This is a genomic window from Candidatus Amoebophilus asiaticus 5a2 (assembly GCF_000020565.1).
Classification (GTDB): domain Bacteria; phylum Bacteroidota; class Bacteroidia; order Cytophagales; family Amoebophilaceae; genus Amoebophilus; species Amoebophilus asiaticus.
Genome location: NC_010830.1, coordinates 1,084,571 through 1,110,665, shown reverse-complemented (window position 1 = coordinate 1,110,665; position 26,095 = coordinate 1,084,571). Strand labels below are relative to the sequence as shown.

The 26,095-nt window shown below is 34.8% G+C and carries 16 protein-coding genes and 2 pseudogenes; 5 read left to right on the top strand and 13 right to left on the bottom strand.

The window, feature by feature from the left end:
• Positions 1-32: 32 nt before the first annotated feature.
• The 3 genes from AASI_RS04470 to AASI_RS04460 form a co-directional block, all read right to left on the bottom strand.
• Complete coding sequence (locus tag AASI_RS04470) at positions 33-335, bottom strand: hypothetical protein (protein WP_012473008.1); 303 nt, start codon at positions 333-335, stop codon at positions 33-35.
• A 178-nt stretch (positions 336-513) separates the two neighbouring features.
• Complete coding sequence (locus tag AASI_RS04465) at positions 514-1,875, bottom strand: toprim domain-containing protein (protein WP_012473007.1); 1,362 nt, start codon at positions 1,873-1,875, stop codon at positions 514-516.
• Positions 1,876-2,047: 172 nt separating this feature from the next.
• Positions 2,048-3,472: a CCA tRNA nucleotidyltransferase gene (locus AASI_RS04460; protein ID WP_012473006.1), complete on the bottom strand. Its 1,425-nt coding sequence runs from the start codon at positions 3,470-3,472 to the stop codon at positions 2,048-2,050.
• Between the two features lie 276 nt (positions 3,473-3,748).
• Here AASI_RS04460 and AASI_RS04455 point away from each other — a divergent pair, with 276 nt between their 5' ends.
• The gene (locus AASI_RS04455) at positions 3,749-5,689 is read left to right on the top strand and encodes an ankyrin repeat domain-containing protein (protein ID WP_012473005.1); all 1,941 of its coding nucleotides are present in this window, start codon (positions 3,749-3,751) and stop codon (positions 5,687-5,689) included.
• Between the two features lie 36 nt (positions 5,690-5,725).
• Here AASI_RS04455 and tnpA (AASI_RS04450) read toward each other — a convergent pair whose 3' ends face one another.
• Positions 5,726-6,169: an IS200/IS605-like element ISCaa10 family transposase gene (tnpA, locus tag AASI_RS04450; RefSeq protein WP_044282811.1), complete on the bottom strand. Its 444-nt coding sequence runs from the start codon at positions 6,167-6,169 to the stop codon at positions 5,726-5,728.
• A 442-nt stretch (positions 6,170-6,611) separates the two neighbouring features.
• On the opposite strand from tnpA (AASI_RS04450), the gene AASI_RS04445 reads away from it, so the two are divergent.
• The gene (locus tag AASI_RS04445; protein WP_012473003.1) at positions 6,612-7,712 is read left to right on the top strand and encodes an Mrp/NBP35 family ATP-binding protein; all 1,101 of its coding nucleotides are present in this window, start codon (positions 6,612-6,614) and stop codon (positions 7,710-7,712) included.
• 132 nt (positions 7,713-7,844) lie between these two features.
• On the opposite strand, the gene AASI_RS04440 is transcribed toward AASI_RS04445, so the two are convergent.
• The 3 genes and pseudogenes from AASI_RS04440 to tnpA (AASI_RS04430) form a co-directional block, all read right to left on the bottom strand.
• Complete coding sequence (locus AASI_RS04440) at positions 7,845-8,600, bottom strand: ABC transporter permease (RefSeq protein ID WP_012473002.1); 756 nt, start codon at positions 8,598-8,600, stop codon at positions 7,845-7,847.
• Positions 8,601-8,618: 18 nt separating this feature from the next.
• A complete protein-coding gene (locus AASI_RS04435; protein ID WP_044283019.1) occupies positions 8,619-9,581 on the bottom strand; it encodes a daunorubicin resistance protein DrrA family ABC transporter ATP-binding protein in 963 nt (320 codons plus the stop codon).
• A 110-nt stretch (positions 9,582-9,691) separates the two neighbouring features.
• Positions 9,692-10,051: pseudogene (tnpA, locus tag AASI_RS04430) on the bottom strand (IS200/IS605-like element ISCaa10 family transposase); the annotation flags it as partial.
• Between the two features lie 259 nt (positions 10,052-10,310).
• Here tnpA (AASI_RS04430) and AASI_RS04425 point away from each other — a divergent pair.
• Both AASI_RS04425 and AASI_RS04420 read left to right on the top strand, forming a co-directional pair.
• Positions 10,311-11,804: a hypothetical protein gene (locus AASI_RS04425; RefSeq protein ID WP_012472999.1), complete on the top strand. Its 1,494-nt coding sequence runs from the start codon at positions 10,311-10,313 to the stop codon at positions 11,802-11,804.
• An 843-nt stretch (positions 11,805-12,647) separates the two neighbouring features.
• Entirely contained in the window at positions 12,648-14,153 is a 1,506-nt protein-coding gene (locus tag AASI_RS04420) for a carboxypeptidase M32 (protein WP_012472998.1), read from the top strand.
• 120 nt (positions 14,154-14,273) lie between these two features.
• Here the strand turns inward: AASI_RS04420 and AASI_RS04415 are convergent, their stop codons facing one another.
• Entirely contained in the window at positions 14,274-17,735 is a 3,462-nt protein-coding gene (locus AASI_RS04415) for a sel1 repeat family protein (RefSeq protein WP_012472997.1), read from the bottom strand.
• Between the two features lie 395 nt (positions 17,736-18,130).
• Here AASI_RS04415 and uvrC point away from each other — a divergent pair, with 395 nt between their 5' ends.
• Positions 18,131-19,927, top strand: coding sequence for an excinuclease ABC subunit UvrC (gene uvrC, locus AASI_RS04410; RefSeq protein ID WP_012472996.1), 1,797 nt, complete (start codon positions 18,131-18,133; stop codon positions 19,925-19,927).
• A 158-nt stretch (positions 19,928-20,085) separates the two neighbouring features.
• Here the strand turns inward: uvrC and AASI_RS04405 are convergent, their stop codons facing one another.
• The 5 genes and pseudogenes from AASI_RS04405 to AASI_RS04390 all read right to left on the bottom strand — a co-directional run bounded on the left by AASI_RS04405 (position 20,086) and on the right by AASI_RS04390 (position 25,957).
• The gene (locus tag AASI_RS04405; protein WP_012472995.1) at positions 20,086-21,060 is read right to left on the bottom strand and encodes a pyridoxal-phosphate dependent enzyme; all 975 of its coding nucleotides are present in this window, start codon (positions 21,058-21,060) and stop codon (positions 20,086-20,088) included.
• A 253-nt stretch (positions 21,061-21,313) separates the two neighbouring features.
• On the bottom strand, positions 21,314-21,778 hold the full coding sequence (locus AASI_RS04400) for a hypothetical protein (RefSeq protein ID WP_012472994.1): 465 nt from the start codon (positions 21,776-21,778) through the stop codon (positions 21,314-21,316).
• A gap of 214 nt (positions 21,779-21,992) precedes the next feature.
• Positions 21,993-22,112, bottom strand: a pseudogene (locus AASI_RS09330) (IS5/IS1182 family transposase); the annotation flags it as partial.
• Between the two features lie 546 nt (positions 22,113-22,658).
• Positions 22,659-23,873: a site-specific integrase gene (locus tag AASI_RS04395; RefSeq protein ID WP_012472993.1), complete on the bottom strand. Its 1,215-nt coding sequence runs from the start codon at positions 23,871-23,873 to the stop codon at positions 22,659-22,661.
• Between the two features lie 29 nt (positions 23,874-23,902).
• On the bottom strand, positions 23,903-25,957 hold the full coding sequence (locus tag AASI_RS04390) for an SEL1-like repeat protein (protein WP_012472992.1): 2,055 nt from the start codon (positions 25,955-25,957) through the stop codon (positions 23,903-23,905).
• Positions 25,958-26,095 lie beyond the last annotated feature (138 nt).

Genomic DNA, 26,095 nt, shown 5'->3' with positions numbered 1-26,095 from the left:
AATTTACGCCGCAAGCGGCGGGGAATTCAACCCTAAGAGATTAAATTCAATCCTTCTTCTACCTTAACAGGTATACAATTATAAACTTTATACTTCTCATTATATGGCTCTATACTAGCTTGCAACTCTCCTTTATACTCATAAAAAGTAACCTGACAATTTCCTTCTGCTGTAAATTTTTTATTTAGAATAGACTGATAATTTGCTTCTATACCATTATCCTTTCTTAAAGGAATATGTAAGGGGGAATTAGTAAAGCCGCAGCTTTGTAAGAATAAGCATACAACTAAAATAGAGGCCATAAACTTATGGCTCAGCTTATAAGTTTCTTTCATGTTTTTAAGGATTGAATTATCTAGGAAGCATATTAGGATATAGCTAGCTTATGTGCAAGAAATAAGAGGATTTATAGTTATAGTTGAAGCGTCGTTATACCCTTTCAATAAAGAAATTTATCCTCAATCAACATATTTACTAATTCCACGACTGACCATTAAAACACAGTAATTAGCTTTACATACCCCTTTTTAGGGAGTGTCTCTTTTTCTTATCATCATCCTCATCATAATCTTCACCATCCATACTACGATTTGTGCTTGCAAGGGCAGCAAAAAGGCTAATACCACTACCTAAACTAGCTGCTAAGTCTTGGCTAACTGCTGGCATTTCCACCATATCTTTACTGTACTGATATTGCTGCTTTTCTAAAACATATTCAAGCACTTCTGTTAGCCTATTCATTCCCTTACTAGCAGCTATAATTAGTTCTTTCTTTTCACTTTGTACTTCTTGTAATACTCTATTTAGTGGTTCTTCTAGTAGATGCCTTTTCTCTTTAGCCTTTACGTAGATATAGCAAGTATTATCGATCTTATCTAAGCGCTCATCCATATGTTGCCCAGGCATTGTAGAAAGCTTATTAACAGTTTCTTTAGATGCAGCGGCCTGTACTTCTTTTTGATATTTGTAGCTTAAAAGATTATCCAGAGAAGATGTAGTAAATGCAGACTTTTCAGCTTGTTGTAATCCTTGCTCCTCTGGCTGGTGAACAGATAAATCAGAAGGCTTTTGGCTAATGTCCTCTATAAGCTTCTGACCTACTGGGATAGCTTGTAGCTCTTTTTGATAGTGTAATAAGGCATCTAAGGGAGAAGTCGTTAAAACTACCCTTTCAGCTTGCCTTATATTACCTTTAAGGATGGAGATAACAGGACCTGGGTCTATATATTCTTTATATCCTTTTTCTTTATCCCAGTTCAAATTCCAAGTGGACACAACGTTTTCTTTGCTGCTGTCCCGCTGTAAAGCAACTAAAATCTCTTTTTCATTTGTTTTTATGACGTTTCTAAAAGCCTCATGCGTATCTTTTTCAATACCTATTTGATGCAGTAAAGAAGCCTCATAGGGCTTTTCTTCAAACGCTGCCCATGTTTTAGCGGCTATACTCTTGCTATCCTCTAGACGATGTAAGTCTCTTTTTTGAGTAAGCACCTCATTCCAGCTTTTCCCCTGGAGGGGCACTTCCACCCGATAAGCAACATCCTCATTTTTAAGTACATACGCTAAACTTCTAGCCATACTTTGCCCATCCGTATCTGCATTAAAAGCCACGACAACAGTCTTCTTGTCCTCTTTAGCAAGCTTTGCCACCTGCTTGAAATCCTCATACATAGAAGGACTAAGATAACCGCAAGTACTTAAATAAGCTGTTTTCCCCTGATCTTTATCTAGCTCTTTTGCTTGCTGGGTAGCTTTTCGGACATGCTTCCAAGAGGAATCTTCTCTTGCGCTTAACTGCCGGTAGCTTAAAGCATCAATCGGGGTGTCTGTAACTATAAGGGTATTAGCCTCCTTTAGTGTAAAGAATTTAGACAAATTTTTAAAGAGTGCAAGGGGTATTGGTCAACAAGAAAAGAAGTCAGTACAAGTGAATGGGAGGAAGTAATGCATAAAAATCCATTACTTTTATATGGGTCAGACAGATAATAACACTAAATGTCTGCTTACTTCTAAAAACTTTCTCTATTTTATCTCTTTCGCAGCAGCCCTAGTGTGAAGAAATTGGAACTAATCCATAAGACTTGCCAATCTGCAACATATAGGTAAAGGCTTCCTCATACTCATTCCGAATCTCTCCTTCTAGAATAGCTTCTTTAATGGCAGCTTTTATTTCTCCTATCATCCTAGAAGGTTTAAGTTGAAAAGTTTGCATAATAATATCTCCTGTAATAACAGGCTGCAAATTCCTAATCTGATCTCTTTCTTCTACTTCTATTACCTTTCTTTCTACCTTATCAAAGTTTCCAAGGTATTGCTTTACTTTTGTAGGATTATTGGAAGTAATATCTGCTCTACACAATAGCATCAAATCTTCTAAATCATCTCCTGCTTCATAAATCAATCTTCTAACAGCCGAATCTGTTACCACATCTTGTGCTATTGCAATAGGCCTTAAATGTAAACGAACTAATTTTTGTACATACTCCATTTTTTCAGAAAGTGGCAACTTTAACTGTCTGAAAATCTTTGGAACTAGCTTAGCTCCTAAATCTTCATGTCCATGAAAAGAAAATCCGATTTCTGGACTAAAACTTTTAGTTAATGGCTTAGCAATATCATGTAAAATGGCAGCCCACCGTAGCCACAAATTATTAGTATGCTTGGCTATATTATCTAAAACTTGTAATGTATGATAAAAATTATCTTTATGGGTGTATCCTTGAATTGTCTCTTTACCCTGTAGATTTACTAGTGCCGGAAAGAAGAGTTTGAGCAAGCCAGTGTCAAATAATAATTTAAACCCTTTAGAAGGGATATCAGCCAATATAATCTTGTTTAATTCCTCGGTAATTCTTTCTTGAGAAATGATTTTAATACGTTCTGCATGCTGCTGAATAGACATCAACGTAACCTCATCTATAGTAAAACGTAGTTGAGTAGCAAAACGAATAGCACGCATCATGCGCAGTGGGTCATCAGAAAAAGTAATACCTGGGTCTAAAGGAGTTTTAATGATTTTCTGTTGCAAATCTGATACTCCACCTAAGTCATCAATCAACTCCCCCCACTGAGATTTATTTATTCGAATGGCAAGTGTATTAATTGTAAAGTCTCTCCGCAACTGATCATCAACAAGGGTCCCTTGCGTCACTTCAGGATTCCTAGAATCACGACTATAAGATTCCTTCCTAGCGCCTACAAACTCTACTTCATTATCTTGCCAGCGTAACATAGCCGTACCAAAAGTTTTAAATATATGTACAACTATATCTTCTCCTAGCTCTTGCGCAACTGCTTGTGCCAATTCAATACCATTACCTACACATACAATATCAATATCTTTGGAAGGACGCTGCAAAAACAAATCACGAACAAATCCGCCTACTACACAAGTTTCTATCCCAAGCCGATCTGCCGTATCTCCAATTTTTTGTAATACAGGATATTTTTTCAGCCAATTGCTATAATTCATTTTTATGGTAAATAAGGATTATCTAACTGAGTATATATTTCTTTGTTTAATCTTGATGAGGTTCGATAAAACCATTAATTCAAATTTATATATAAAAACATACTATACAGTTCGAAATGTGTTAGAATAGCTTCAAAGTATGCTTGCAATTTGGATAAAAGCATCATATAGGCTATTATAGACGCAACATTTTAAGAATTACAATAATCTAAAAGAAACTTTACTTAAAAAAATTTATTTTAAAAGGAACCTAATGCTTTTGGATATTCAAAACTTATGCAGAGGAAATACAATTTAACGCATCAATTAGTAATCTGCCTTTTGCTTACCAACTTATTTTTGCAAATGCAAAGTTGCGGCAATTCTCCTTTGCCTAATCCTATGGAGAAAAATCAAAATACTACAGTACAAAATATAAATAGGCAAAGGGGTAAGGAGCAAACCCTGGTAGGAAGAACCACTAGTAGTTCATCTTCTGCACCAAGTACTGAATATCAAGAGGTAGCTACAACTGTCCCTACCTATGAGCATCCATCTGATCAGGAAACTTTACAAGGAAATGGTTCGTCTAATAGCGGTAATAGTATGGGACTAAGGCGTAGAAGAAAAGATAAAAAAGGTAAAGAGAAAGTATTAGAAGGAGAAGAAAATTCTATGACTAATAAAAATAAAAGTCATGGTGGTAAAGCTACAGAAACAAGACTCAGCAAAATCATTGGTAAGTCAGCAAGTGAAGCAATTCAAAAAAGAAAGGAAAAAGGAAATAACATGTATTCCTTGCATGAGGCTATTGAAAGTATGGATATAGAAAGTATTCAAGCATTAATAGAGGCAGGCACTAAAGTTAATTTTAAGGACATAAATGGGAATACAGCTTTGCACCTGGCTATCAAGCATGTTGACATATTTCTAAATAATTATTTACAACCTTTATCAGAAACATATACCACTCCTATCTTTAAAAGTGTTGATCGTACTAGTCTTGTACATTGTTGTTTGGCAGCTATTAAGAAAAGTTATATAGAAGCAATAGTTAGACGATTGATAGAACTAGGTGCTGATATAAATGCTAGAAACAAGCAAGGAGAAACACCCTTGCATATAGCTGTACAAGTAAGCAGTGAAGAAGGAATAAAGCTACTACGTGAAAAAAGCGCAGATATTAAAATCAAGGATATACACGGCAACTCTCCGCTGCATCATGCTGCTGTAGCTGGACAGTTAGAAATAGTTGAGCTGTTGATAAAGCAATGGGGTTATGATATAGTAACTAGCAAGAACAACAATAACGAGACAGTATTACACTGGGCTGCTAAAGGAGGAAATCCAGAAGTAGTTGAACTTTTAATAAGGCAAGGTATTAATGCAGAAACTAAAGATAAGTCCGGTAATTCTCCGCTACATTATGCTGCTGAAGCAGGACAGCTAAAAGCAGTTAAATTACTGATAAAAGAGTGGGGCAGCATTATAAATGTTAAAAACAATAATAATGAGTCTGCATTACATCATGCTGCTAAAAAAGGTCACGTGGCAGTAGCACGATTTTTAATAAAAAAGGGAATTACTATAGACCGTCAGAATAAGCATGGTTATAATCCATTAAGTTTGGCTGTTGAAAATCACCATGCAGCAGTAATCAATTTCTTAAAAGAGAAGGGGGCAAATATAGATACTGTAGATGATGAAGGTCGTACCCCCTTACATTGGGCTGCTTTACAAGGCCATACAACATTAATCAAGCAATTAAAAGAGCAAGGCGCAAATATAGAAGCTAGAGATCAAGATGGTTATACACCGCTACATCTTGCTAGTGGAAGAGCTCGGATGGAAGCAATAAAAATGTTACAAAAACAAGAGGCTGATATATTTGCAAGAGACCATATTGGGTTTACTGCTCAGCAATTAATAGAACAGCGTCCAACACCGTGGGGTATTTCGTTTACTTATATAATGTTGGCAGGGTTGTTATACGAATTTTTAATTGCCTGTATGTTTCATCCTACTGCAGCACTTGTATTTTTCTCAGTAATAATTTCTATATTAGCTGCTAACTATAATCTTTATAGAAGGTATATAAGATTTTATATGAGTGCACGTAGCATGAATATTTTAGACCGTATTGCTGGAAATAGGCTTGTACGATGGTGTAATTCACTACCTGCTATACTAGGTATATTAATGCTTCTCTATACGCTAATAACACATTATTTCGGTTAGAATAAATAAATAACCCCGCCGCAAGCAGCGGGGTATTCAAAACAACCTTAGCTGCCTACTCTCGTATAACATCTCATACGTATTACCTTGATTTTGCACATAACGCGCTATCATCTTCTCATCTCCATGCTTACCTACAGTAGTTGCAAAATATCCATCACTCCAAAACTCCCCACCCCATAATTGCTTCTTTACTTGCCGACACAGCTTGAATATTTCCCTTGCCGTAAGACTTTTGATTAGCGTTACGAGTTTGGTTATGCTATATGTTGGAACGCTCTGTACCAGCATATATACATGGTCTTTATCGGTTCCTATTTCTAAAAACTTAATTTGATAACGCTCTTCAATCTTAATACAAATTTCTTTCAAGGCTTCATCTACTTCCTTATCAAAAACTACACGCCTATATTTTGCTGGTAAGACCAAATGATACAACAACACTGTTACATTATGACTCTTATGGATATATTTACTCACATATGCAATTTACGCCGCAAGCGGCGGGGAATTCAACCCTAAGAGATTAAAAAGCAATAAAGTTATTGATAAGAGCAATTATAATAGTCTAAATCCAAGAGCAGATATTTTTCGAATTTCTGGATAGGTAAAACGAACTACATAGTCTAAAACGCTACCATCTCTGAAAGAATACATCTTAATGGCATATAAATCTTAAACATATATACACCATAGTATATGCTTAGCAAAGTGTGATCTTTATCTTTCCCTGGTATAGAGAGGGATAGATAGTATTAGATTTTTGCTAAAAAGAATTGACTGTCGACAGCCATAAAATCTTTACAACTAACTTATTTAAAATGATCTTCTACATACCCAACCATTTCCTCTTCTAGTAAAAAAATAAATACTTAGTTTTGTTATAATTCACTTCTTTACAAGAATTATCTATCTTCAATCCATGAACAAAGACTTAGAGAAAACAGTCCTACAAGCACTCAGTAGTGTATACGACCCTGACCTTAAGCAAGACTTAGTTAGCTTAGGGATGATCCAATCCCTGCAAGTAACTATTAAAGAAGTAAACTTTACCCTTGTCCTTACCACCCCAGCCTGCCCACTACAAGAGTTTTTAAAAAAAGCTTGTATAGAAGCTATTCATACACAAGTAAACCAACAGCTTATAGTGAACATACAACTTACAGCGCAAGTAACAACTAATAAATCCAATACAGGTACCTTACCACATATCAAGAATATTATTGCTATTGCTGCTGGGAAAGGAGGAGTAGGTAAATCAACCATAGCAACTAATTTAGCTGTTGGGTTAGCCCAGCAAGGAGCAGCAGTGGGATTACTAGATGCTGATATATTTGGCCCTTCTATTCCTATTATGTTTGGTTGTGAAAATGAGAAACCACTCGTACACCAGCATAATGAGAAAAAGTATATGCTCCCATTGATAAAGTATGGTATTAAATTAAATTCTATAGGATTTTTAACACCTCAAGAAGGTGCTGTTATTTGGCGAGGGCCTATGGCTAGCTCTGCATTACGCCAGCTTTTATATGATACAGCTTGGGAAGACTTGGATTATTTGCTCATAGATTTACCCCCTGGCACCAGCGATATACAACTTACTTTGGTGCAAGCTGTACCTGTAACTGGAACAGTTATTGTAACCACACCACAAAAGGTGGCACTATCAGATGTAACAAAAAGTATTGCTATGTTTCAAAAGTCAGGTATTGAAGTACCGATATTGGGTATTATAGAAAACATGGCTTACTTTATACCAGAAGATTCAGCTAATGGTCAACAACGCTATTATCCATTTGGTCAAGGAGGAGGCAAACAGTTAGCAGATAAATATCAGGTACCCTTTTTAGGAGAAATACCATTGATAACAGCCATTCGAGAGAAGGGCGATCAAGGTATACCAGCAGCTACAGATTCTGGAAAATTAAATAATTTATTTAATGGATTAGCTAGCACATTAGCTCAACAAATAAGCATAAGAAATTTACACTTACCTCCTACTCAACGTGTTCTTAGAAATTAGGAGAGCATATTTATACTCTCCTAAAATTTATATGGCTTTTTATATATAGAGCACCAATTCTATTATTTATAAGATTTTTGCTAGGAAAAGCTAGTTAGTCTTATATTAAACAAAATAAACAGTGTTACAACTTTACATGACTGCCTTAGAAAACACCCTAGTAGCCCACCACATAACAAAACAAGTAACAGGAATCATAAACAAGAAAGCATAGCCTACATTTATGTCTGTTAATTCTCCTACTGTTAAATGACGTGCAGCCTCAACCACATAATACACTGGGTTGAAATGAGCTATTGTTTTAAGCCATGTTGGAGCAAGGCTCATGGGTAGCATCATCCCTGATAGTAAAGTAAGAGGCATATTGATTCCATGTGTAATAGGGGCTAATTTATCTTCACTTTTTGTTATAAGCCCTACAGCATAGCTAAAAGAAGAAGTAGTAGCAACTAATAGGCCTAGAAGTACAATTAACAAAGCCAGCCCTGCAATATTTATACGAAACCCAAAAGGCAGAGCAATAAGTATAAAAAACATAGCACTAGCTAATGTAACCACTACATCTTGGAGCACCATACCAGCTAAAATTGAAAAACGGCTAATTGGAGTTACTCTAAATCTTTCGATAACACCACTCCTAAGCTCCTCTATAATTCCAAAACCAACAAAAAGTCCTCCTCCAAATGCAACCAAGGTAAGCATTCCCGGCACAAATACAGTTAAAACATTATTAGTAGGAAAGGTCTTACTAAAAGTTAAGCTTTTTAAAAGTGGAGCAAATAGTATTAAATAAAGTAAAGGAGTTGTAAGACTCATAAACATAAAAACGGGGTTTCTGCGTGTTTCCATTAACTTACGCATGAATAATAATTGTATATCTTTTAACATGTTGTGTGTCATTTATATTTATATAATCATTTCCTCACGCAAGGCATGTCCTGTCTTCTTTAAGAACACATCATCAAGTGTCGGAATAGACAAACTAATACTTGTAAGTGTAATCTTTTCTGTATCTAGCAAGCGTAATATCTGGACTAAAGCTGAATCACCTTGCTCTACATATAAACGCAAATAGTCCGTATCTTGTACAATTTCTTTAATAAAGGCTTGATTTCTTAAAATCTGCAAAGTACGCTCATATTCATCTTGTTGCACGCCAATATTAATAATATCTCCTGAAATTTGCCTTTTTAAATCTCTAGGAGAACCCACCTCCACAATTTTACCTTGATCCATAATGGCTAACCGATCAGCCAAGAAGTCAACTTCATCTAGATAATGGGAAGTTAAAAATATAGCTATACCCTCTTGCTTTAACAATTTAATCTGATTCCATAAGTTAACTCGATTTTGAGGATCTAATCCAGTAGTGGGCTCATCTAAAAAAAGCACTTTAGGCTTATGAATCATTCCAAGCGCCACATCCAACCTACGTTGCTGCCCTCCTGAGTAAGTAGTTACAAACCGATCTATACATTCTCCTAATGATAAAATATCAATCAAATGGTTGGCTGCTTGTATGGTTTCTGCCTTACTCATACCGTATAGCCTACCTTGTAATATCAAATTTTCACGTCCTGTAGCATTCCGATCTGCCCCACCTTGCTGGCTTACATAGCCAATTCTTTTTCTTACTTCTTGTGGTTGTGTTTTAACATTATACCCAGCTACATGAGCCTCCCCCTCATCAATAGGAAGTAGTGTTGTTAGCATACGCAGTGTGGTAGTTTTTCCAGCACCATTAGGACCTAGGAAGCCAAAGATTTCTCCTTCAAATACTTGTAGATCAACCCCACGTACTGCCTCATGAAATCCATTTTTAACAGGGAACCTTTTTTTAAGATTTTGGGTGGTAAGGATAGTATGCATAAAAAATTGTATAGCAAAGTAAATAATTTTGTAAAAATACGTAAAAACCTCATAATCATACATACAGTACCATACAAAAATAAATAACCCCGCCGCAAGCAGCGGGGTATTCAAAACAACCTTAGCTGCCTACTCTCGTATAACATCTCATACGTATTACCTTGATTTTGCACATAACGCGCTATCATCTTCTCATCTCCATGCTTACCTACAGTAGTTGCAAAATATCCATCACTCCAAAACTCCCCACCCCATAATTGCTTCTTTACTTGCCGACACAGCTTGAATATTTCCCTTGCCGTAAGACTTTTGATTAGCGTTACGAGTTTGGTTATGCTATATGTTGGAACGCTCTGTACCAGCATATATACATGGTCTTTATCGGTTCCTATTTCTAAAAACTTAATTTGATAACGCTCTTCAATCTTAATACAAATTTCTTTCAAGGCTTCATCTACTTCCTTATTAAAAATCAACCAGTAATATAAAACTTTCATTTATAAAGTAATTTTAATCTCTATAATAAAATCTATGGGTTGTCTCTTTTTACCAATAATTTTTACTAAGCTTTACATAAACAATTAGCGATAGATAAAAGTTGAAACTACATCCGTTTCAGAAGAGCTAGCTAAGCTATTATAGGACTCTGAATATCATATTAAGAAAGGTATTGCTTGAATTTTTCAAAAACATTTCCTACACTACACATCCGCTCATAAGTTCATAATTATGGCTAATGATATATACTACCAGTTGGCGTATAAATTACAGAATTATATAGCAAGCTATCTGCATAGGCTACTATACCTATTTGTAACTATATCAGTTATAATAAATTTTACAGCTTGCAAATCTCACAAAACAACCGCACATAAATCTGGAACGTTACATGAAAATGAGAATGAAGAAACCGCACATTTAAAGATGTCGGTGAAAGGAAGCATCTTACAAGGCAACCAGAAGACAATAAATGTAATCATAAAAGTAGAGGGTAAAAATTCAGAAATTAGATTAGAGAATTTTAGACTTAAAGCTGAATTTTTAGAAGAACCAACGTTTGAAAGTTGTATAATTTACGAGAATGCAGCCAAACAAAGCCAAATTGTAAAATGTATTGATAAACCTTTAACTGAATTTACAGAGCTTATAGCTATAGGCACTGCCTCACCAAATAAAAGTCGAAGTATACCTATTAAATTAAATTTAATGCAAGATAAACAAGCTACAAAGCTCATGCTTGGGATAGAACTATTAGACAATCAAGATAATATCATACAGAAACAAGAGATAGTATGGAGAAAAGGGAAACTGCTCGTATGTAATTTAGATGAATTGATAGGAGACATTATAGGTAATTTTACCCTGAAGAACACAACCAATATTCCACTCGATCCTGACAAGATTAAATTAGAGTTAACAGCTACAAATAAGGTGGTATGTCAGTTTGTAAAAACCAATTCTAGTAAAGCCACCTTAAGGCAAGTATTGAGTGTTAATAATCAAGCATTAGCACCAGATACAGAAACTGAGCCTATAGCATTACAAGTGATTGGCAATTCTGAAAAGAAAGAAACCTCAAAAATTACGCTTACAATTACTCAAGGGAATAATAAAGTAAGATGGTTACCCATACATACCATACATTGGAAACAAAACACACAGCCTACTTCCCCTAAAAAAAGAATAAAAAAAACAGAATTCAAGAGACAAGAAAAAGTACCAAGCAATTCCCAAAAACCAGAAGAAATTCGTGTAGCTAACACAAAAAATCAACAAAAAGACAGTATTTATATAGATAATCAAGAATTTAAACCAATAAAGGAAGAAACCAGACAGAATCAATCAGACAATATTAATACACACAATGTTCCTATTACCAATAATCTAGGAATTAAGGAATGTGCGACAGCACAACAACAAGAGAAACACAAAGACAGTAAGGAGCAACCTATTGTAGAATATACCTCAACCCCTGATTTAGAGACTACACAGGTCAAGAAAAACTTGACAGCTAGACTTCCAAAACAAGAAAATACACAAACAGCTAAAAAGGCTAAGCAAGCGACAATTAGGAGGAATAGTCACCAATCGATGAGTACGGTCAAAGAGAGTTCTCCTAAAAAAGAACTAAGCCATACCACCCCTAAAAAGAATGTTGTTAATAAACCAAAACCTAAGTGCCGCACAACATCTCATCAGAAGGAAACAGCGTTACAGAAATAAGAAGGCAAAGAAAAAAAAGATCATACCACAATGCCTAATATTCAACTAAATATTAAACCACGAACCGATGAAACTAAGACTAATCTTAAATTTTGGGTAAAAAGTAAAGCAGGAAGCACTTAATGATGTAAAATTAAGGTATAATATTCTTGAAGGTACAGGGGATTTAATCAGTGTAAGACTCAAAAGAAGAGGGCGAGCTGATGTAAATGAGGTAGGAATGAGGAAATTTTTAGGTTCAAGTTTAGATGCAGGCCAAGAAAAAAGCTTTGAGTTAATAATAGAGAACGGAAATACGTATAGTTTAACTATTAAGATTTTTCTATAAAATTTACAAAATAAAAAGCAAGTTATTGTAAAATGGGGAAAAGAGAAAAATACGGAAAAAGTAGAAGACAAACCTACTCCATTACCTAATATTCAGATGAGAATTGAGCCCAGGGAAATAAATAAACCCAAATTTCTAATTTTATTAGAAGATTTTGGAGAAAGAATAAGTAAGAAGGAAATTCAAAACATATAATTTCGTTATACCATTAGAGAAGGAAAGGAAGATCTTTCAAATGTAAAGTTTAAAAAAGGAAATTAATAATTACAGATGGAGTAAGCTTAGGAGAATTATTAAAGAAAACCACTTAAAAAAAATTGGCCAGAAGAAATTGCAATAGAAATAGAAAGTACTAATGCTAATAGCTTAACAAAATAAAAAGCCAGTTACTTTAAAATGGGAAAAGACAGCTTTAAAAGGCAAAAAGCAATATTAACTTAATTTATTATAGGACAACTGCATAGCAAATACAATAGCCATAGAATTACTTAACTACAAATAAATACTATAATATTATGTCAGATAGAACAAACAATTACTTAAAACTTGAAAATAGGTTAAAACAAATTACCCACTTAAAGAATATTGCTTCACTTGCTCATTGGGATGCAGAAATTAATCTACCTACAGCTTCTACAGCCAACCGACATCAAGAACTAGCGACGCTAGCAGAAATTATTCACCAAATGTCGGTTGCCAAAGAATTAGGTGATTTAATTGAAGCCGCAACTCAAGAAGTGAGCGAGCTTAATGAGTGGCAAAAGGCTAACCTGGCACTCATTAGAAGAACTTATGAGCATGCACAATGCATTAGCCCTAAGTTACAACACTCATATACTATGGCTATTAGTGAGTGTGAATATATTTGGCGAGATGCACGCAAAAACAGTAATTTCAAACAGCTGGTTCCACACTTAAACCAAGTTTTTGAGATTTCCCGCACTATAGCAGATTGTAAAGCTAAGCACTTCCAAAAAGATCCTTATGACATGCTCATGGATACTTATGAAGCAGATAGCAGCGCAAAAGAAATTCAGGAAGTATTTGATGTACTTAAGCGCGAATTACCTAAGCTTATTGAGAAGATTACAGCTAAACAACAAAATGAAAAAATCATCCCACTTTCTGAGAAAATAGATATAAATACACAAAAAGCTATTGGCTTGCACATTATGGAAAGGATGGGATTTGATATGGATAAAGGACGTTTAGATATTTCTGCACATCCTTTTTGTAGTGGCTCCAATGATGACGTAAGGCTTACCACTCGCTATAATGAAAATAATTTTATAACAGGTTTATTTGGTATTATACATGAGGCAGGGCATGGTTTATATCAGCAGAATCTTCCAGAAGCATATAGAAACCAGCCAGTTGGCCATTATAAAGGTATGGCTTTTCATGAAAGCCAATCTTTAATTATGGAATGCCAAGCAGGCACCTCTTTAGAATTTATACAGTACTTAGCAAAGCTTTTACATGATAATTTTGGGTTAAAAAGCCCTGCCTATTCTGCAGAAAACTTATATAAACTAGTAACCAGGGTCCAGCCTAGCTTTATTCGTGTAGATGCCGATGAGGCCACTTATCCTTTACATGTCATACTGCGATTTGAAATTGAACAAGCCATCATTAAAGATAGAGTGCAAGCAGAGGATCTGCCAAACTTATGGAACACTAAAATGCAGGAGTACTTGGGTATTGTTCCTGCTAACGATAGAGAAGGATGTATGCAAGATGTACACTGGTCAGCTGGCTTATTAGGTTACTTTTCTTGCTATACTAATGGGGCGATTATTGCTAGTATGCTCATGAAGGCTGCACAAGAAAAGTACCCTGCTATTAAAAGCCAATTAAGCGAGGGTAATTTCCAGAATTTAAATAACTATCTCAATCAGCACTTAAGAAATTTAGGTTCTCTAAAAGGTTCTACTGAATTACTTAAAACTGCAACAGGATTTGAAAAAATCAATCCTAATATTTTCTTAGAATACTTAACCAATAAGTATTTGGCATCATAGCCTTTTAATAATAGCTAGCAAAGGTGCTGTATAAGAACTGCTATATTAATAATAGCTTGTTAAGTTATAGTTGATCTTAATACAGCATTGCCACTAGCCACTTTACTGAATAAAGAAGGCCTATTCATCTAAGTCTTTTGAATTGAGATATTCATCACGTATCTCCGAAAGGGTTTGAATGGTATCTTTTATATATTTTAAGCTAATGTCATAGTAATCGGCAGGAGTTTCTTTTTTCTTCATTTCATAAATATCAAAAGCAGATTTGAGATACTTGTAAATGGCAATAGTAGCACTATAAGCAGCTCTAGCAGCTTGGTTTGCCTCACTGTTTTCTGCTTTATTTTTACTTATCTTTTTGGCAGCATCACTGGCTTGTATAGCAGCGTTATGTGCAGCCTTAACATCTTGTATTAGTGCTGCTAAATTTAAAAGAGCATAATCAAATTCAGCAAGAAACTGATAAGCTTCAGCTATCAACTGATATAGTTTTGCTACTTTTGTGTTATCAGCCTCAGATTTAATTTGCTTTTCTGCTTTTAAAATATATTTAAAAAAAGATTCAGCTATAGAATCTTTAGCTTTTTCAATACATAAATTAGCTGCATTTTCAGCGTCGCTAGCCACTTTAACATATCTCCTCACAGCGTCTATAAATGTGTTGTCAAAATTTTCGGCTGCTGTATTTATATTTTGTTCCTCTACATCAGATGCAAGCTTTATTAAATGATTAAGCCATTCCACTAACTCTATTCTTAATATTAAAGGACTTTGTGCTGTAATTGGTGTGCTTGGATTTCTAGGGGCCACAACAGAATGAGCAGCATTTTTAATAGTTTCAATACGGTCATCCACATTTACTTTCATTAATTCTGTTTGTACTCTGTGCTCAATCAGCTTATTAATATAGATAATCCAATTCTTCGTATTTTCAAGATTAAAAAGATAAAATTGTTTAGACTCTAGTATAAAATTATCAGCATTAACTTTGGCTGTATCTATAAAACTTCTGATAGTAAATAGCCTGCCTTTTGTATTATAACTACCAATTTGTGTATTGAGTTCTTGCAGAGCCAAATTGATCCCAATTTCATATTGTTTCTTCAGTTGGCAAAAAGCTTCTAATTGTAACATTACAGATTTCAATGTACTTTTCCATTCTTCTAGGTGCTTTTTATTCTTAGTATTAGAATGATGCTGTTCACAAGCAGCCTTAAAATTAGTTTCTGCTTTTTTAACTATTTCATCAAATTCCTTTTTATACTTTTCAATAATTCTTGCGAACTTTTTAACAGATTTATAAAGCTTATGATGCCTATTTAGCCACACTAAGTTTTCTTTTATTAAAATATTTTGCTGTTCATCAAATAACTCCAAAGTTAGGTTAGCCATAAAAGTCTCCACTTGTGCACCATTTGAATGAAGTTGTAATTGTATAATGATAGACTCTCCTGGTTGTAGTTCGCTATTAGTTAAAAATTTATTTAAAGTAGTACTAATGCGGCTATTAGCAGCCCTATTCCCCAGTTTAAAATGGATACCTTTAGTATTAAACAGCCTTATATGTATATTTTTTGTGTTTATAGGTAAATTTCCGCTATTAGTTATTTCAACAATACCTATTTCCTTATCCTCGAAAGAATGGTCAACCGTATCTATTTTTCCCTTAAAATTTAATTCTATTTCTATAGGTTCTTTACCTTGAAGTTTTAAACTTATTGCTTGACTGATAGGGATAATAAAATATGAATAATCTACAGTAAATGAATCCTCCTGACTTTCTACTATATCAGTTTCTAACAAGCCAATTTTTTCCTTTGCACGGTTAATAATTTTCTCATCAATAGCTGTTTCAATTTTACTACTTGAAATAGCAGGAGTCTTGTTAACATCATTTTCCTTTAGCGCATCTTTTGTTGTAAATTGTAATGCCATCCTACTAGATAGTTCTTCTATTACAGATTCTATAAGTTCCGATTTACCATCCAACTGAGTATACACTGGGGCAGCTACAGTAGATGTATTTTTGCCAGCTAATGTAGAAGTATCTCTGTTAAGCTTATCTGTTGTTAACGGAGTACTATCTAATGTTGGTGGAGAATTATTATCTTTTAAGCTATCATTCAATTGTGCTAACTCCTGTTCATTAGCAGCAGATATTTTCTCGCCAGCCAAAGAAAAAGTATCTCTTTGTGTATTATCTCCTGTTATTGATGTAGAGGTTGGAAATGGTAATGGAGTACTATTTGATAGTGTTGGTGCAGAATTATTATATTTTAAGCTATCATTGGCTTGCATAGGTACCTGTCCATTAGCAGTAGAAGTAGTATAATCTGCTGCATCAGGCGCCTTATCTTGCGACGCTTCTGCAATTTTACCACTAATTTTTCCATCTATTATACTAGAAGGCTCAAAATATATTTCTTGTTGTCCAAAGGAAATTATTTTGTCTGTATTCCTATAACTTAGTTTAACAATTAATTTAGTATTCTTACCATTGTCAAAACCTAACTTATTTAATATTTGCCCAGCTGTCTGTTGCCCACTTTCCAGACTTTCTATTGATATCTCTTGCCATATAGGAGTTAAAACTTGTTTTCCTCCAAGCTTCTGTTGAAGTGTATTGGTATAATAAAATAATTTTACTCCTTTTGCAATCTCTGTCCCCTGGTTACTAATCTTGTAAGCAATTTGCCCTGTATGTGTGTCATATGATACGTCTTTAATTGTTAGCCAAGCACCTTTCTCCCATATTACCTCTACACTATTGCCTACCGGGTTTCCTTGATACCATAATTGAAAAATAAAATGAGCTCTGTTATCTGTACCAGGGCTAACTTTTAGAACTCTCTTTATCTGATTGTTGGTTCCTATTTCGCCTACTGCTACATAAATTTCATTGTTTTGAATTATAGATTCTTCTATCACAGCAACACTTCCAACTTTTCTCACCACCTTCAATTTTAATTCATGATCATTTATTTTTAAACTACCTTGATTTTTTATTACTAACTGAATAGGCTCGTTACCTTTTAATGATTGTGCACTAGTTTGTATTAATTCTAGATCAATTTTTTCCGCTTCCCATACTACAGTACAATCTTTAATCAGTTTAGCTTGATCATCAAAAAGTTCAAATTTAGCCGATAGTTTTTTTACTGGTTTAGTAGGGAGTAATCCAAATTCTATTTTTAATGTATGCTCACTTGCAGTTAATTCTTTACTTGTAGTAAAATATGGGAGTGATTCATGTAATGATATGCCAGCATGAGATATACCCTTTTTATCTATATAACTTATTTGGCTATCTTTTCCTCCTATTTCCTCTAATAGTGTAACTTTTAATCTAAAGTTCTGCAACACTATATTCTTATTAGCATTACTTAACTCGATAGTGAGCTCAATATTTTTCTGTGTACCTACAAGCTTATTAGTATTTAATTTCATATCCAAGCTATCATTTCCATTCTCATTAGTCCGTTTTGTGCTTGATCCGCAGGCAATCAAGTGAAAACTGATAATAACAAGAAGAAATTGAAGTAGACTAAAACTTTTATCTTTAGAAATTTTTAAGATATTCATGGTGGAGAGTTTCCAAATGGGCTTATATTTAATATAAGCTTTTTAAGGCTTGAAAAGAAGTGAAATTGAGACTTTAAAAAGCTCATCATATATATTTAAAGTCTGTTTTAAATTAATTAGAATTTATATACAAGATTGTTTACAAAAGGACCAAGTATTCGAGATTAATTATCTAAAGCTAATGGATCTGAAAGCACACATATAAATATGAGTCGTTTTTAGAAAATTATACTTTATTGGCTGTGTAACTATAAATTTGCTGTTTGTAAACTAAAATTTTATTTTCTACTTATAATTTCTTCAAGCCTTAGCTAGATTGTAGAATACAAGCTAATGCAGTATAAATGATTTCCTAAAATAGAGGGTGGCAAATAACCAATTACCAGGGGGAATAAATGGAAACTAAAAAGTATTTACCTAACGATGTACGCTTACTACCTGACCAGCCTGGTATATACTTGTTTTATAATAAGAAAGATGAAATTATATATGTTGGAAAATCTATTAATTTAAGAAAGAGGGTTAGCAGCTATTTTAGTAAAAGTCAAATAAAAAAGGCAACTCCTAAAACTCAAAGAATGGTAGCTGATATACAAGCCATTAGCTTCACCATTGTTGATTCTGAATATGATGCCTTAGTATTAGAAAACAACTTAATTAAATCTATTCGTCCTGAGTACAATATTTTGTTAAAATATGGCAAAGGCTATTCCTATATCTGTATTACTAATGACCGGTTTCCTAAAGTCATTACTACTCGCCAAGTAAACACTAAACTAGGAAGATATTATGGCCCTTTCAATAACTTATATTATATGTACCAAATGATGGACCTTATCCAGCGGGTATACGGTCCTCGGACCTGTAACTATAATCTCTCCAAGCAGAACATAAAGAAACACAAGTTTAGGGTATGCTTATTATACCATATACGTAAGTGTAAAGGACCTTGTCAAGGTTTACAAACCGAAGATGCCTATAAATTAGACATTGCCCAAATAGACCACCTTCTACGAGGAAATTTAAATAAGGTTAAGAAGGACTTCAAAGAAAGAATGCAGCAAGCAGCTCTCAGATTAGCTTATAAGGAAGCTCACGACTATAAAATGAAATTAGCTTCTTTGGAAGCTTACCAAGCAAAATCACTTGTTGCTAATCCTAATTTAGGAAACTTAGATGTTTTTGGTATCGTATCAGATGAAGAAGTAGCTTTTATAAGCTACCTACAGGTTAAAAACGGTGCTACCAACTTTGCACAAACTATACAGGTTAAAAAAAAGCTAGGTGAAGCAGATACCGATATACTCCCTCTTATTATTCTTAACTTCAGGGAAATGTATAACGGTACTGCTCCGGAAGCCTTAGTAAATGTTGTACCACTTATCAAACTTGATAAACTTACTCTGACCAGCCCTAAAATTGGAGACAAGAAAAAGCTAGTAGACCTTGCTATCAAAAATGCATTATTTTTAAAGAAAGAGTATTTACTTAAAAAAGAAGAAAACCAAAATAGGCCCTACAAAACACTACAATTATTACAGCAAGACCTACAATTAAAAAGCCTACTTTTACACATTGAATACTTTAACAATGCTAGTATACAAGAAAACAATACTGCAGCAGCCTTAGTTGTGTTTAAAAATGGGAAGCCTGCAAAAAGAGAATATCAAAATTTTAATATTAGAACTGTTGTAGAACCTATTGATCTTACTTCTGTGCATGAAATAGTCAGTAGAAGGTATAAACGACTAATAGAAGAAAAGAGTACGCTACCTGATTTGATTATAATTGACGGAGAAACAACACAACTTAATGTTGCAGTACAAGCCTTACAAGAAATAGGAATTTATGGACAAGTACCAATCATTAGTATAGCTAAACGATTAGAAGAAATTTATTATCCTGGTGATACTTACCCTACTTGCCTAAGCAAACAATCACCATCTTTAAAGTTATTACAACAAGTCCGTAACGAAGCTCACCGATTTGCTATTGGCATTCACCACAGCCAATTCAGTAACATCAGTCTTATTAGCCAGCTACAAAACATACCAGGTATCGGTAACAAAACGGTTGATAAGCTAGTACAGCAATTTCAATCTGTTGACAATATTAAAGCTGCAAGTTTAGAAACACTAGCTGAGTATGTAGGTACTAGCAGAGCAACCCAACTTAAAGCATATTTACAATAATTTATAAAATCAGTTTAGTAAAACACTTGCTGCTTTCCTTTTAACTATATACTACACTATTGAGTTACAAGTAACAATAACATACTATAAGAAATGCTCGTTGCTATAGTATCAGATAGCTTATACTATAGTATAAATCCTCGATCGCTCTAAAATAACTAAGAGCTCTTCTCTATTATGCATTGTAATTGACTTGCTAATTGTTCTTGAAATCCCATTAATGCTAGTCCGCCACCACTGTGAATAATAAGTATATTCCCTACTATATCTGATGTAAGAATAGTATGTTTGGCCATCATCAATAGTTTAGCAGAATAGATAGGATCTGTTAGGATACCATCATGTCTAGCAATTTGAATAATAGCATCAAAAACTTGTTTATTAGTAGTGCCAAACGACACAGCTGTATTGGGATGGTAAAAATGAAGCCCTTGTATAAGCTCATCCCATTCTATTTTTACTTGATAGTTGAAAAATAAGTACTGATGAAAACTCTCCAACTTTTTTAAAAATTCAGCCTCATGGCCTGCTAAAAGCAAAATATGGATCTGTACAGTTTTTCGGTATATTTTAAAACCTAAGATTAAGCCAATAGCTGCTAGACCTGTTCCTGCTTCTATAAAAATATGATCGAATAAAAGGTCATGCTCTTGCTCGTTCCTTAAAATATCAGTGCCAAGGCTAAGTGCTCCTGGTAAAGACTCAACCATGCAAGCACCTTCGGGAATTACTAAAGATGCTTCTGGAAGTTTTTCTGCAAAAGCCTTTGCCCGGTTTTCAACATCCTCCCATTCATCTCTTTTTATCCAATAGATATGCTTAGTAGGTACTAGCAAAGAAGTTAGTAAAAAGTTTCCTTTATGGGCAGGTGGCTTATCTCCTCTTAAGAATAAATGAGGTACTACACCTTGTTCGATAAGAAGCTGAGATAAGCTAACAATATTATTGGAGTAAGCCCCACCGATAAGTACAGCATGCTTGATAGCTTGTGTTTTAATATAATGTAGAAGTGATTGATATTTTCTCAGTTTGGTACCAGTAACGCCAAAGCCAAGTTCATCATCTCTCTTGATATATATTTGAGCTGCAGGTTTTGTTATAAACTTGAGAGGATGAATGCGAGAATGAAGCATGGGTCAAATAAGGGAAATTATAAACGATATATGCGGTTTGTTATATAAAATTTATTACTCAAGATTAGCCACTGTTATAAATTATAATATAAATAGTTGAGAGCCTGTTAACCAATCATCTCTAAACATAAGATATAAATTTAATTATATTAAAGACTAGATTCTATCTTTAAATAAGGTTTTATATAAATATGGTACCTATTCAGTCTCAGTTAAGCATTTTTTATTAAGAGAAGCTTTATTTTTATCCTTTCTATCTTGTATACTTTGATAGAGCCTGCTGTTTAATATTTTCCAAAAGTAATATTTGACTGGCTATAATCCTCCTAGCCTTTTTACGACATCGGATAGTATAGAGTTTAGGTATATATTCTTGCAAATAATTATTGAGTCCTGATAAACCCGCTTGCTGGCTATCTTTATCCTTTAACTCTAGCATCTCTTTAAAGGTTTCAAGCTCTGTTATGGCATTAGATATGTCTTCTACACTTTCTTCATTCTTTTGCTTTTCTAAGCTTACTTTAAATTGATCTACCTGTTTAGGTGTAAGTTCTATCTGCTCTTTTAACTTTTCAATTAGCTTTCTTTCTTCTAGGAGTAACTCATTCTTGGTTAGTCCTACGCCTTTTAATCCACTTTTTCTAGGTCCACAGCTAAGTAATAAGATAGGTAACAACAAACAACCCATAAAGGTTATTGTTTTTTTTGATTTTAACATGATTATAAGGGTTTAGGAAGTCTAGATATCTTTACTATAATATAGTATAAATTCTAATTAAAAGCTCTCACTTTATAACCCTCACTAAAATTATAATACCTTGAAAAGTTTTTAATCCCATCTTATAGGCACATTTTCATCCGCCGTTAGGTTTGTGTTATGCCCAAGTCTAAAGTTTCCAAAGCGTACAGGCAAATCTCACAAGGATATACTATAGTACATCCTCAACAAAAAGTCTCTTATTTCTGGCTGTTGGTCCTACTGTGCCTGATAGGACTGGTAAGAGGTCTTTTATCTTTTCCCATTGCTGGTCTGTTAGTGCATAACGCCATATATAAACCTCCTGTTTTTAGCTTATTATGCATGCAACTTATGCTTTCTCCCTGTTTTATCCTTGTCTTCTTTTTTCTTTTAATTGTTGACACCCCCTAGTATAATTAATCCCTATTTGTACATACTTAGTAAAGTATTGATTTAAGGGAATCAATATAGCTATAAGGGATGGGAAACTATAAAACAGTACCTGTTCACGTATCGTTTAAAAGCATAATCTTTGTTTTTAGCTATAAAAAACACTTGGTTCTTTAAGATTAACTACCCATCAACTACAGGCCCTATATACCAACTATAAGGCATACTTCATTCATTTGGTTGGCAAAAGAAATATGCATTTTTGGTTAAATTTAAAAGGTATAGATGCGGTGAGTGAGTACATAAAACCAGGGGGCTATTTCGGAGTAGGAAATAGCCCCTAACAATTGACAAGAAAGGCAAAATCAATAAAATTAGTATTTAAATCAAGGATTTTTAGGAGGAAAGTCTGGATAGCTGAAATGTCCGGTTTACTCTATGGTTTACTCTAATCACTACTTTGCTCTCTTTATAGTAAGAAACTATTCGCCTCGTCAATTACTTCGTTGCTAAAACTCTTCAGATAAGTCTGCGTAATTTTCTCACCCTTGTGTCCGAGCGCTTCACTAATCACCCCCGTTGAGATGCCACTTTGCTTGAGCACGGTTGCATAAGTATGCCGTGCTACATAGGTCGTCAGGTGAACTGGTACCTTGGCCGCCTCGGCTAATTCTTTGAGTGAAGCATTCACTTGCCGAAGTACGCGATTAATTCGATTGGAAATTTGCTGAGGCGTGACATGCTCATTTTTACTTAAGATTGGAAAAACAAAATCATCTAAATGACCACTTGGATGCTCCTTATATCTGTCCAGAATCTCTAGCGCGGGCGACATCAGTTTGAACTGCATCATCTTACCTGTCTTTAGGCGCGTATATACCACACAATCTTTAATGATTTGTTTCCATTTAAGGGTTGCCATATCCCTAAAATTCATGCCTTGTCCGTAATAGCTAAACAAAAAGTAATCCCTAGCCACTTGGAGCTTACTATCAGCCGCTAAAGGTAATGCTATAATCTGCTGTAGATCTTCCCGGCTCATTGCACGCTTCTGGGTGAGTGTGCTAAACTTTCCCAAGGAGAAGTTATCAAAAGGATAATGCTCCTTTTTCATACGTTTCGCTTGGATGGCTTTATTGAGAAGAGCCCTTAAGACTTGGAAATAAGTGCCAATTGAATTCTCAACCAACCCCTGTTTATAGAGAAAAGCCTCATAACTGTTTAAAAAAGGCATATCAATATCACTAAACGAGAGCTGCTTAGTCCCTGTAAACTCTTTTAAAGAAGTTAACAGTCGCTTATATAATCGGGCCCTCCCTATTTTACCACTTTGAACTAGATTCTCGCACACTTCTGATAAAAAAGGGAATAGTTCCTGTGAAGTTTGTCTAGGCTCTTCGATTGCTTGAACGAGCTGCTGGAGCGAAAGTGTTTTCTGTTCACTTTCAAGTTCTAAAAGTTTTGTGTGGTAGCTAGCTTTCTTTTGCGCAAGAATCGCCTCGAGTAATTTACGGTCTGGATGACTTCTTTTAGGGGTATGCTTATCAAAATCCCATAAACTAGCCTGGCAAGAGAGGCTAGTAGAGAAATATTTCTTAGCTTTCAATTGGCTGATACGGACCATCAGCGGATGAGAGCCATCAGCCAGCGTTTTACTCTTATATAGTATAATGGAGATTTTCACTAATAAATAAAGGAATGCTAATAAATTTGCTACATATTTTTCAACCTCTCTTGTGCATCTAAATCTCCCTTTTCAGCAGCCTTTTGATACCATTCTGCCGCTTTAGCACAATCTTTAGCTACTCCCTCTCCCTTCTCATACATCTGCCCTAGATTAAATTGTGCATCTGCATCTTCTTTTTCAGCGGCTTTCCCATACCATTCTATTGCTTTAGTATAGTTTTGGGCTGTTCCTTCTCCATTTGCATACATCCATGCTAAATTATGTTGTGCTTTCACGTGTCCTTGCTCTGCAGCTTTCTCATACCATTCTAATTCTTTTTTTGCATCTTTTTCTACTCCTAATCCTTCTCCATATCTTACTCCTAAATTAAATTGTGCACTTGCGTTTCCCTGTGCAGCAGCTTTCTTATACCATTCTAATTCTTTTTTTGCATCTTTCTCTACTCCTAATCCTTTAGAGTACATTACTCCTAAGTTAAATTGTGCAGTTGCATCTCCCTGTTCAGCAGCTTTCTTATACCATTCTAATTCTTTTTTTGCATCTTTCTCTACTCCTTCTCCATTGGAATACATTACTCCTAAATTAAATTGTGCAGTTGCATCTCCCTGTTCAGCAGCTTTCTCATACCATTCTACTGCTTTCCTTGCATCTTTCTCTACTCCTTCTCCATTGGAGTACATTACTCCTAAGTTAAATTGTGCTCTTGCATTTCCTTGGTTGGCTGCTTTTTGATACCATTCTACTGCTTTCCTTGCATCTTTTTCTACTCCTTTTCCCTTAGAGTACATTAGTCCTAAGTTAAATTGCGCAGTTGCATCTCCCTGTTCAGCAGCTTTCTCATACCATTCTACTGCTTTCCTTGCATCTTTCTCTACTCCTTCTCCATTGGCATACATTACTCCTAAATTAAATTGTGCCTCTACATTTCCTTGGTTGGCTGCTTTCTCATACCATTCTACTGCTTTCCTTGCATCTTTCTCTACTCCTTCTCCCTTGGAGTACATTACTCCTAAGTTAAATTGTGCTCTTGCATTTCCTTGGTTGGCTGCTTTTTGATACCATTCTACTGCTTTCCTTGCATCTTTCTCTACTCCTTCTCCCTTGGCATACATTACTCCTAAATTAAATTGTGCTCTTGCATTTCCTTGGTTGGCTGCTTTTTGATACCATTCTACTGCTTTCCTTGCATCTTTCTCTACTCCTTCTCCCTTGGCATACATTACTCCTAAATTAAATTGTGCGTCTACATTTCCTTGGTTGGCTGCTTTCTCATACCATCCTAATTCTTTCCTTGCATCTTTCTCTACTCCTTCTCCATTGGAGTACATTAGTCCTAAGTTAAATTGTGCCCCTGCATGTCCTTGCTCCGCTGCTTTCTCATACCATTCTACTGCTTTCCTTGCATCTTTTTCTACTCCTTTTCCCTTAGAGTACATTAGTCCTAAGTTAAATTGTGCCCCTGCAACTCCCTGTTCAGCAGCTTTTTGAAACCATTCTACCGCTTTCCTTGCATCTTTTTCTACTCCTTCTCCATTGAAGTACATTACTCCTAAGTTAAATTGTGCTCTTGCATCTCCCTGTTCAGCTTTTTGAAGTTGTTGAGGCAGTCCTTCTGTCTGATAGCCTAATATATTGCCTCCACCCATTAACCATGGCTCGTATATAGCAACGTATGACGGGCGTCCTTTTTCCTTTTGAAGATGTATACGTCGCTCTTGTGTTTTCTTGTCCAGACAAAATAAGGTTTCTATTTTTATTCCTTTTTCTATGTATACAGGTATCCCATTGTAGACTTTATGTTTCTCATATAAGGGTTCTACACTGGCTTGCAATTCTCCTTTATACTCGTAAAAAGTAACGGCATTGCCTCCTTGAACAGTCACTGTTTGTTCAACTAAAGACTGGATACTCGTCTGTGTGTGTGGGATCAGTTGTTGCTGGGTATCAGTTTGTATTTGTGGATCTTTTTCTTCTTCTATAGGAATAATTGAATTATTTAACCCACCACAGCTTTGTAAGCATAAGCTGATAAGTAAAATATAGGCTATGAGTTTTAGATTTATAGTATAATGCCTTTTCATAATTTAAAAGTTAACCAGGAATTTATATTAATTTATACTTGTTCACTTTGCAAATTTAAATACCACTAGTTAACCTAAGTTGCTAGTAATAGATAAGGCAAAGAGTAAAAAACCTCCGATCTTGTTTTTGTCTTAAAC

What these genes read in the sequence shown, in the direction of transcription:
- AASI_RS04415 (WP_012472997.1), bottom strand. Translation starts at nt 17,735, where the DNA reads ATGAATATCTTAAAAATTTCTAAAGATAAAAGTTTTAGTCTACTTCAA.
- AASI_RS04440 (WP_012473002.1), bottom strand. Translation starts at nt 8,600, where the DNA reads ATGTTAAAAGATATACAATTATTATTCATGCGTAAGTTAATGGAAACA.
- AASI_RS04400 (WP_012472994.1), bottom strand. Translation starts at nt 21,778, where the DNA reads ATGTTAAAATCAAAAAAAACAATAACCTTTATGGGTTGTTTGTTGTTA.
- AASI_RS04460 (WP_012473006.1), bottom strand. Translation starts at nt 3,472, where the DNA reads ATGAATTATAGCAATTGGCTGAAAAAATATCCTGTATTACAAAAAATT.
- AASI_RS04455 (WP_012473005.1), top strand. Translation starts at nt 3,749, where the DNA reads ATGCAGAGGAAATACAATTTAACGCATCAATTAGTAATCTGCCTTTTG.
- AASI_RS04420 (WP_012472998.1), top strand. Translation starts at nt 12,648, where the DNA reads ATGTCAGATAGAACAAACAATTACTTAAAACTTGAAAATAGGTTAAAA.
- AASI_RS04405 (WP_012472995.1), bottom strand. Translation starts at nt 21,060, where the DNA reads ATGCTTCATTCTCGCATTCATCCTCTCAAGTTTATAACAAAACCTGCA.
- AASI_RS04390 (WP_012472992.1), bottom strand. Translation starts at nt 25,957, where the DNA reads ATGAAAAGGCATTATACTATAAATCTAAAACTCATAGCCTATATTTTA.
- AASI_RS04435 (WP_044283019.1), bottom strand. Translation starts at nt 9,581, where the DNA reads ATGCATACTATCCTTACCACCCAAAATCTTAAAAAAAGGTTCCCTGTT.
- AASI_RS04445 (WP_012473003.1), top strand. Translation starts at nt 6,612, where the DNA reads ATGAACAAAGACTTAGAGAAAACAGTCCTACAAGCACTCAGTAGTGTA.
- AASI_RS04425 (WP_012472999.1), top strand. Translation starts at nt 10,311, where the DNA reads ATGGCTAATGATATATACTACCAGTTGGCGTATAAATTACAGAATTAT.
- AASI_RS04470 (WP_012473008.1), bottom strand. Translation starts at nt 335, where the DNA reads ATGAAAGAAACTTATAAGCTGAGCCATAAGTTTATGGCCTCTATTTTA.
- uvrC (WP_012472996.1), top strand. Translation starts at nt 18,131, where the DNA reads ATGGAAACTAAAAAGTATTTACCTAACGATGTACGCTTACTACCTGAC.